Genomic DNA, 9,480 nt, shown 5'->3' on the forward strand with positions numbered 1-9,480 from the left:
CTATGACGCACGCACCGCTATTTGAATCGGTAGAGGATTTACTGCTCCACCGCCCGCCGATGCTGCTGCTGAAATCGGTACTGCGCTGGAGCGAGAGCGAGCTGGAAGCACTGGTCGACCCACGCGATTCTCATTTATTTATGGACGCCGATGGCCGCATCCCCGCATGGGTCGGCATTGAATATATGGCGCAGGCTATAGGTGCGCTGGCTGGCATTGAATCGCGCCGCGCCGGTCAACCGGTCTGTTTGGGTTTTTTACTCGGCACTCGCCGCTATCATGCGGAGCTGAGTCATTTTGATCCGGCACAGGAGCTGCGGGTAAGTGTGCGCGAGTTGCTGCGCGATGAAACCAATCTGGTGTTATTCAAGTGTGAGATACACAGTGGCGAGCAACTGCTTGCCCACGCAGAAATAAAAGCAATCCAGCCCAAGGATGTCGAGGCGGTAATGGCGCAATTTACGCAAATGAATGCGGTTTAGGAGATCAACGTGGATAACAATAAGAGAGTATTAGTAACCGGCTCCAGCCGAGGCATTGGCCGTGCGATTGCCCTGCATTTGGCGCGCGATGGTTTCGAGGTAGTGATTCACTGCCGCAGTCAGCGCAATCAGGCGGAAGAAGTACAGCAGCTGATTGAAGCGGCTGGCGGCAAAGCCAGTATTCTGCAGTTTGATGTAGCCGAGCGCGAGCAGGCCAGACAATTGTTGGAAGCTGATATGGAAGCCAATGGCGCCTATTATGGTGTTGTGTGCAACGCGGGTATCGCGCGCGATAACGCCTTCCCCGCCATGAGTGGCGAAGATTGGGATGCGGTTATCCACACCAATCTCGATGCCTTTTACAACGTGCTTAATCCAGTAATTATGCCGATGGTGCGCCGTCGTGCGCCCGGTCGTATAGTCACCCTCGCCTCAGTCTCGGGCATTATGGGCAACCGCGGGCAAGTCAATTACAGTGCGGCCAAAGCCGGTATTATCGGCGCCACTAAAGCGCTGGCGATTGAATTGGCCAAGCGCGATATCACCGTCAACTGTGTCGCGCCCGGTTTGATCAATACCGAAATGCTTGCCGATGCGCCGGTTGAAGAGGCGTTAAAACTGATCCCCATGCGCCGCGCCGGTGAGCCGGACGAAGTGGCATCTTTGGTGAGTTATCTCTTATCAGCCCCGGCGGGTTACATTACCCGTCAGGTTATTTCAGTGAATGGCGGAATGTTTTGATGAAGCGCGTAGTGGTGACAGGAATGGGGGTGGTGACCGCCCTGGGCGATAACTGGCCGGAATTTTCCGCCAAACTAAAATCCGGCACTAGCGCGATTCGCCGCTTGGAAGACTGGGCGACCTACAAAGATTTGAATACCAATCTCGCTGGCCCGATTGAAGATTTTGTGGTGCCCGCCCATTACCCGCGCAAAAAGATTCGCTCGATGGGGCGTGTTGCTCTCTTATCTACCCGCGCAACTGAGCTGGCGTTGATCGATGCCGGTCTGCTCGATGACCCTATTTTGCAAAGCGGTGCTATGGGTGTCGCCTATGGTTCATCAACTGGTAGTACCGATGCCACCCGCGATTTTGCGGTGATGCTCGATAAACGCGATATCGGCGGCGCTACCGCAACGACTTACATCCGCATGATGGGCCATACCGCGCCGGTTAATGTGGGGGTATTTTTTGGCTTAAAGGGTCGGATCATCACCACTTCGTCTGCCTGTACTTCCGGCAGCCAGGGCATAGGTTATGCCTACGAGGCGATCAAATACGGTAAACAGACCCTGATGGTCGCCGGTGGCGCTGAAGAATTGTGCCCCTCCGAAGCCGCCGTGTTCGATACGCTTTATGCCACCAGTACCAAAAATGCTACCCCGAATCTGACCCCCAGCCCGTTTGATAGCGGGCGCGATGGTTTGGTTATCGGTGAAGGTGCTGGCACCTTAATCCTCGAAGAGTTGGAACACGCACAGGCGCGCGGGGCAAAAATCTACGCTGAATTGATCGGTTTTGGTACCAACTCCGATGGCGGCCACGTCACCCAGCCAGATCCAGCGACCATGAATATCGCCATGCAAATGGCATTGGATGATGCCGGTTTGCAGCCTGCGGACATCGGCTATATCAACGCCCACGGCACCGCGACTGATCGCGGCGATGTTGCTGAGTCCACCGCCACCGAAAAATTGTTTGGCAAACAGACAGTACCGATCAGTACACTCAAGGGCAATATTGGTCACACCCTCGGTGCCTGTGGGGCAATTGAGGCTTGGGCAAGCATCCAAATGATGAACGAAGGTTGGTTTGCACCGACCCTGAACTTGCACACCCCCGATCCACAGTGTGGCGATTTGGACTACATCATGGGTGAAGGCAGGGAACTGGATTGCCCTTACATCATGAGTAACAATTTTGCTTTTGGCGGGATTAATACCTCGCTGATTTTTAAACGTTGGATTAACTGATTTTTATTATTAATCAAGGAGAGCTGTAACCATGTTATTACGTGCACTGTTGTTGATGGTGGGGATTTGCGCTAGTTGGATTGTGCAGGCGGAAACTGAAACGCCGGAAGATTACGTCAGGATTTTCCAATCGGGCAGCCCAATTGAGCAGGAAAAAGCCGCGCAAACACTGGAGTGGGCTGGTTTAAGTTCGCCGCAGTTGTTTGATTTGGTCGAAGCCAAAGCCTTGGCGTCCCTACCCAAGGCAAGTGATAAGGTCACTATCAATTACGTTGCCCATCTCACCAAAGCCTTGGCCTATTCGGGCAATGAAAAATATCGCCCGACAATTGAAAAAATTATCGCCGAGGCTCCGCACAAGAAATTAAAAAAATATGCGGTTCAAGCACTTAATACTTTGTCGCTGCATGCGCAAATTAACCTGCTGATCGCACCCAAAGCTTGGCCGGAGCACAGCCATCCCACTTACAACCAGCGCATCATTAATATGCTGGCCAGCGGCAATGCGGAGCTTATGCGGATGGCGGCAAAACGCATTCACTTCACCCAAAACTATCAACCGGAATTTCTGCAACAGCTTAATAAAACGATAGAAAGTACTTATCAGCAGTCCTTGGATAGTGTGGGGTTAGATGCTGCTGCTTGGATGTGCCGCGCTCTGGCTGGCAGCCGCGTGGCAGAATACAAACCCACGATTGAAAAAGTAGCTAGCGGCGCCAAAGAAAAGAAATTGGCAAAATACGCCAAAAAATACCTGGCTTACTTCGGTAGCTAAAGAAGAATCTGGAAGTATATAAACGGGCGCTTGCGCCCGTTTTTTATTGCAGGCAGCAAAACGCGAAGTAACCGGGTATAACCTTGCAGGCACAGGCACAGCTCTTTAGACTGTCGCATCATTTGATCTGGCCGATGCCCATCGGCATTACATCACGCGTTAAGAGAGAATCATGCCAAACCAACTACCTGCCGATTCGGTGGGTCTTGTCACTCCCCAAACTCATCGTTTTACCGCGCCGCTGTTGCTGGCCTGCGGTCGCACGCTTGATGAGTATGAATTGGTTTATGAAACCTACGGTCAATTGAATCCGGCCAAATCCAATGCGGTGCTGATCTGCCACGCACTCTCCGGCCATCATCACGCCGCTGGTTATCACAGCATGGACGACAAACGTCCCGGTTGGTGGGACGCTTATATCGGCCCCGGTAAACCCATCGATACCAACAAATTTTTTGTGGTGGCGCTCAATAATATTGGCGGCTGCCACGGTTCAACTGGCCCGCGTTCGATCAACCCCGCGACCGGCAAAGCCTGGGGCGCCGATTTCCCGATGATTCGCGTGCGCGATTGGGTGGCGAGTCAGGCGCGCTTGGCCGATGTGCTCGGTATTGATGTCTGGGCGGCGATCATCGGCGGCAGCCTCGGCGGTATGCAGGTAATGCGCTGGGCGCTGGATTATCCTGAGCGTATTCGTCACGCGGTGGTGATTGCGTCGGCATTAAAACTGTCCGCGCAAAACATTGCGTTTAACGAAGCAGCGCGCAAAGCGATTATCAGCGATCCCAATTTTTGCGATGGCGACTACATCGCACACAACACTTTGCCGAAAAACGGTTTGGCGGTGGCGCGCATGATCGGCCATATCACTTACTTGTCTGATTTTGCGATGGGTGAAAAATTTGGACGCGATTTGCGCAGTGGTAGTTTTGAGCTAGGAATTGCCGAGCCGGTGGAATTCCAGATCGAAAGTTATCTGCGCTACCAGGGTGATAGTTTTGCTACTAGCTTTGATGCGAACTCCTATATTCGCATCACCAAAGCGTTGGATTATTTTGATCTTGCACGCGAATTTAATGATGATCCTGTTAGTGCATTTAAACAGACCCATGCAAAATTTTTAGTGATTTCATTCAGTACTGATTGGCGTTTTGCCCCCGAGCGCTCGCGTGAAATTGTGAACGCCTTGGTTGGCGCCAATCGCTCTGTCACCTATGCGGAAATTGAATCCAAACACGGCCACGATGCATTCTTATTACCCGATGAACGCTACCAGCAAGTGTTCGGTCGCTACCTTGCGGGAGTGACAATCTGATGCGTATAGATCTCAACGAAATTCAACATTGGATTCAACAGGGCAGCCGTATTCTCGATTTGGGTTGTGGCGATGGCACCTTATTAAAATTTTTGATCGATACCAAACAGGTGCAAGGTTACGGTTTGGAAATTGATGCGGCGCAAATCAATGCCTGTATCGATAAAGGCTTAAATGTTATTGAACAGAATCTCGATAGTGGTCTGGGCAACTTTGCCGATAAAAGTTTTGATACGGTGCTTATGACCCAAGCGCTGCAAACGCTACATTTTCCTCACTTGGTATTGGATGAAATGTTGCGTGTGGGCAAAGAGTGTATAGTGACTTTTCCCAACTTCGGTCATTGGAAAGCGCGTTATTATTTGGCGACGCGTGGCCGCATGCCGGTGTCGGATCTGCTGCCCTACGAATGGTACAACACACCCAATATTCACTTTTGCACCTTTAAGGACTTTGAAGTGCTCTGCCGCGAGCGCAATATCAAGGTGATCCATCGTCAGGTGGTGAACGAACAATCCGGTCAAACCTTAAAAGATTTTATGCCTAACTTGTTTGGCGAAACGGCGATTTATCATCTCAGTAAATAACCTGTTGGAAAACCAATACACAGGTCAGCTTTTGGAGCGCTTCATGAAAAATCTATTACAAGGTCTTTGTTTAAGTCTTGTTGCTGTAATTGCTCAAGCGCAAATCGATCAGCCTAAGGAAATTAGTACCACCGAAAAATTCGGCGACTATACCGTTCATTACAATGTGTTTAACAGTACCGATATTCCCGCAAATGTGGCTGAGACATACAAGCTGGTGCGGGGTAAAGATCGGGCTTTGGTCAATATCAGCCTCACTAAAACCGAAGAGGGCAATACCAGTTTGGGTATGGCTGCGCTGGTGAGTGGAAAAACCAAAAATTTAATGCAGCAACAGCAAGCGTTGAAATTTATCGAAATCAAAGAGGGCGATGCTACTTACTATCTCGCACCGTTTGTATTTAACAACGAAGAATTATTGCATTTCGATATTCAGGTCAGCGTGGACAAAGAAACTAAACCAATGATGTTTACCTTTAACCGAACGCTTTACACTGAATAATCTTATGCTGGATTGCATAACAAAGGCGCCGGGGGGCGCCTTTTCTTTCTCTGATTAATTTATGCGGAAAAGATGTTTATGAAAAAAATAGTTTTAGCGAGCGGCAACGCCGGAAAATTGCGCGAGTTTCAGCAACTCTTGGCTGGCTGTGGTTTTGACGTGGTGCCACAATCGGATTTTTTTAGCGAGAATGCTGAAGAGACCGGTTTAACCTTTGTTGAAAACGCTATTATCAAAGCGCGTTACGCCTGCGCTAAAACCGGCTTGCCTGCCATCGCTGACGATTCCGGTATTGAGGTGGACGCATTGAATGGTCGCCCCGGAATTTACTCCGCTCGCTATGCGGGTGAAGGCGCAAAAGATGCGGATAACAACGTGAAACTGTTGCAAGAATTAATGGATATTCCTACCGAAAAACGTACCGCCCGTTATCATGCGGTGCTCGCGTTTATGCGTCATGCCGAAGATCCAACGCCTATTTTGTGTCATGGAACCTGGGAGGGTGTGATTCTCAACGAGCCGCGCGGCGAAGGTGGTTTTGGTTATGACCCTTTATTTTTTGTACCAACGCACAATTGTGCATCGGCTGAATTAGATAAAGCAGAAAAAAATCGCATTAGCCATCGTGGCAGAGCGATGCAGGAGTTGCTGCAAAAATTATCTGCCCTCATCGGCAATCAATAAATTATTGGTAACTGAGATGTCGCTACAATTACCACCGCTCTCGCTTTATATTCACGTGCCTTGGTGTATTCGCAAATGCCCCTATTGCGATTTTAATTCCCATCAGGCGAATAACGATATTCCCGAAGCAGATTATGTGGCGGCACTGCGTTTGGATTTGCAGCAGGATCAATCTCTGGCGCAAGGCCGCAAACTCACCAGCATTTTTTTTGGTGGTGGCACACCGAGTATGTTGTCGGCGCAAGCGATAGGGCAGATTTTAAACGATGCAGAAACCATTATCGGTTTTGAACCGGATATTGAAATTACTCTGGAAGCAAATCCCGGTACGTTTGAGCAAGAAAAGTTTTCCGGTTTTCGCGCTGCGGGAGTAAATCGTTTATCCATCGGCATTCAAAGTTTTAATGATCAGCAATTAAAATTACTTGGCCGCGTGCACGGTCGCGCTGAAGCGCTGCAGGCAGTAGGTGTGGCGCGCACGGCAGGTTTCGACAATATCAATTTGGATTTAATGCACGGTTTGCCGGAGCAATCCGTTGCTGCCGCCAAAGCTGATTTGCAACAGGCGATTGAACTCGCACCAGAACATCTCTCCTGGTATCAACTCACCATCGAACAAAACACCGCATTCTATTCCGCTCCACCCCTATTGCCAGAAGAAGAAATACTGGCGGATATTCAGGATGCTGGCATCGAGTTGTTGGCGGCGGCGGGCTACGAGCAATATGAAATTTCTGCCTATGCACGCGATAAAAAATGCGCGCGCCACAATCTCAATTATTGGGAGTTTGGCGATTATCTGGGAATAGGTGCGGGCGCTCATGGAAAGATAACCTTTCCAGCTGAAAATAAAATCCTGCGCCTGTGGAAAACCCGCTTGCCCAAACATTATTTGGACGCAACCACGTCTCAAAAGATCTCCACCAACTTGGGTGGTCACCAAAATGTTTTTGGTGGCGGCAGCGATTTATTATTACCGGATGCATTGCCGCTGGAATTTATGATGAATGCATTGCGCCTACATACTGGTGTGCCAGTGAATTACTTTACCGAGCGCACCGGTGTGGATTGGCAACAACTTGCACCGCAGTGGCAAAAATTAACCCAGCAAGGTTTAGTGGAAATCGCGCAGGGCTATGCGCGTCCCACCCCTATGGGGCGCCGTTTTCTCAATCGGGTATTGGAGCGCTTTTCCACAATTTGATATCGAGTGCTGCCAATAAAAATTTCACAGCTTAAGATATCTATATATTTTATCTGGCGAAAATGTGATCTGTGTCGCGAAAACAAACTGTTTTGTTTTGTCGCCTAAGATCGCTTGATTATTGACCAATTTTGATTAGAATGGCGCCAAAATTATCAAAGTGAAGGTTTTTTGACTTTTTCACACTACAAAATTGGGTTGACGATGCGTGGTTTAAGTTTGAGGGATCGAACTGGTGGTATTTCAGTTGCGCCAGTAATAAGATCATTGGTTCTACTGAGTGCGTTATGTCTAATCCAGATTCTTTGTCCGCATTCTTTGTTCGCCCAGTCAAATAACACTGCTGCTGAGGCAGCGCGTGCCCATGAAAAACGGTTGCAAGAAGATGCGTTGCGCCGCCAAAAAGAATTGGAGGCGCGGGAACAATCTTCCGATATTTTTCTCCAGCCACAGATTGAGGCTTCAGTCACTGAGGAACTTGATAGCAAAACTTGCTTTAACATCCAGCATATCCAAGTGCAGGGTGTATTTGCTTTCAGTGAAAAAACAATCGATACCCTAACCTATCCTTACCTGAATCAGTGCCTCGGACTTGCTGAAATAAACAGGCTCATTAAAGCTATTAGTAATCTCTATATCACCAAGGGTTGGGTAACCAGCCGCGCCTTTTTGCAACCGCAGAATCTTGCCGATGGCACTCTGGAAATTCTGATCGTTGAAGGGCAATTGGAAACGCTAGAGTCTGTCGAGGGTTCCTTGAGTGAGCGGCAATTGCGCTGGGCGTTCCCGGTAGAAGAGGGGCGTTTATTAAATCTACGCGATCTTGAGCAGGGCTTGGAACAGCTCAATCGTTTACAACAAAACCGCAGTGAGCTTGATATTCAACCCGGGAATACTACGGGAGCCAGTCGCGTATTAATTCGTAATCATATCGCCCGTCAGTTTCATTCGGGGATAGGCTTTAATAATAGTGGCAGTGAAGCAACCGGTGAAACCTTGGCAACCGCCTATGTTTCTTGGGATAACCCATTCAATAGCAATGACAATGTATTTTTAAATGTTAGTGATGCTATTTCTGGCGAAGATCCAGCGAAGTCACGCAGCTATTCGTTGGCCTATTCTGTTCCTTATGGTTATACGTTGTTTAGTTACTCCGGTAGCTATTTTGAATATGAACAGTTGGTAAAAGGAACAGCTGTTGATTTTTTGACGAGTGGTTCTTCTGCTAATCATTCACTTAATTTGGATCATATGCTTTATCGTGGCCAGCGCGATAAACTTGCCTTGGGTGTAGGGTTTACGCGCAAGCAAAGTAAAAACTATCTGGAAGATGTTTTTCTCGATACATCGAGCCGAATTTTGTACTTGTGGGATTTTGGCCTCACATATACACGACCACTAGCCAATGGTTTATTCAATACTTCAGTTAATTGGTATCGCAGTGTAAATTGGGGTGATGCAAAAACCGAATTGGTTAGCGCCGAAGATGATTTTCAATTCAATAAATATACGCTCGATTCTAATCTCACGCTCAACTTCGCCCTGTTTGATCAGCAGTTTTCTTATCAAACATCCACCTATTTTTTCTATTCTCCTAAAGCAATTATTGCCTCTGAAGGTTTATCGCTCGGTGGTCGTTATAGTGTTCGCGGCGTTGAAGGCGAAGGGTTGTTCGGCTATCGCGGAGGTTATTGGCGTAATCAAATAGCCTTGGTGCACCCCTTTAAATTTGGCGGGCGTATGGATATTTACGTCGGTATTGATTTAGGCCAATCAGACACTCCCGATAATCCCGATATTAATAATGAAATACTCACTGGTTCTGCAGTGGGTATGATTTTGTCTGCTGCAGGTGTGAATCTGGATATTGCTTACGCCCGGGCACTTAAGGTCCCGGATTATCTGCAAGGTGCAGAGCATGGAATTTATGCAAGTCTTCAAGCCAATTTCTAATAGGT

The 9,480-nt window shown here is 48.5% G+C and carries 10 protein-coding genes; all 10 read left to right on the forward strand.

What is annotated here, in order from left to right; genetic code table 11:
- Positions 1 to 2 precede the first annotated feature (2 nt).
- The 10 genes from AC2CG4_RS19290 to AC2CG4_RS19335 all read left to right on the forward strand — a co-directional run bounded on the left by AC2CG4_RS19290 (position 3) and on the right by AC2CG4_RS19335 (position 9,475).
- Entirely contained in the window at positions 3 to 482 is a 480-nt protein-coding gene (locus tag AC2CG4_RS19290) for a hotdog family protein (RefSeq protein ID WP_484487814.1), read from the forward strand.
- 9 nt (positions 483 to 491) lie between these two features.
- Positions 492 to 1,223 (forward strand): 3-ketoacyl-ACP reductase FabG2, encoded by a 732-nt coding sequence (locus tag AC2CG4_RS19295; protein WP_484487815.1) that lies wholly within the window; start codon positions 492 to 494, stop codon positions 1,221 to 1,223.
- Positions 1,223 to 2,455, forward strand: a complete 1,233-nt coding sequence (locus AC2CG4_RS19300) for a beta-ketoacyl-ACP synthase (protein ID WP_484487845.1) — start codon at positions 1,223 to 1,225, stop codon at positions 2,453 to 2,455. Before AC2CG4_RS19295 ends, AC2CG4_RS19300 begins: the two co-directional genes overlap by 1 nt.
- Positions 2,456 to 2,486: 31 nt before the next feature.
- Positions 2,487 to 3,230, forward strand: a complete 744-nt coding sequence (locus AC2CG4_RS19305) for a hypothetical protein (RefSeq protein ID WP_484487816.1) — start codon at positions 2,487 to 2,489, stop codon at positions 3,228 to 3,230.
- Positions 3,231 to 3,402: 172 nt separating this feature from the next.
- Positions 3,403 to 4,545 (forward strand): homoserine O-succinyltransferase MetX, encoded by a 1,143-nt coding sequence (gene metX / locus AC2CG4_RS19310; protein WP_484487817.1) that lies wholly within the window; start codon positions 3,403 to 3,405, stop codon positions 4,543 to 4,545.
- Entirely contained in the window at positions 4,545 to 5,132 is a 588-nt protein-coding gene (gene metW / locus AC2CG4_RS19315) for a methionine biosynthesis protein MetW (RefSeq protein ID WP_484487818.1), read from the forward strand. Before metX ends, metW begins: the two co-directional genes overlap by 1 nt.
- Before the next feature lie 43 nt (positions 5,133 to 5,175).
- Complete coding sequence (locus AC2CG4_RS19320) at positions 5,176 to 5,634, forward strand: DUF4426 domain-containing protein (RefSeq protein ID WP_484487819.1); 459 nt, start codon at positions 5,176 to 5,178, stop codon at positions 5,632 to 5,634.
- A 78-nt stretch (positions 5,635 to 5,712) separates the two neighbouring features.
- Positions 5,713 to 6,318: an XTP/dITP diphosphatase gene (locus tag AC2CG4_RS19325; RefSeq protein WP_484487820.1), complete on the forward strand. Its 606-nt coding sequence runs from the start codon at positions 5,713 to 5,715 to the stop codon at positions 6,316 to 6,318.
- A gap of 16 nt (positions 6,319 to 6,334) precedes the next feature.
- Positions 6,335 to 7,522 carry a radical SAM family heme chaperone HemW gene (gene hemW, locus AC2CG4_RS19330; RefSeq protein WP_484487821.1) on the forward strand — a complete coding sequence of 396 codons (1,188 nt, stop codon included), beginning with the start codon at positions 6,335 to 6,337 and terminating at the stop codon, positions 7,520 to 7,522.
- Positions 7,523 to 7,840: 318 nt separating this feature from the next.
- The gene (locus AC2CG4_RS19335) at positions 7,841 to 9,475 is read left to right on the forward strand and encodes a ShlB/FhaC/HecB family hemolysin secretion/activation protein (protein WP_484487822.1); all 1,635 of its coding nucleotides are present in this window, start codon (positions 7,841 to 7,843) and stop codon (positions 9,473 to 9,475) included.
- Positions 9,476 to 9,480: the final 5 nt, after the last annotated feature.

This window comes from Cellvibrio sp. ATLC23 (genome assembly GCF_057196725.1).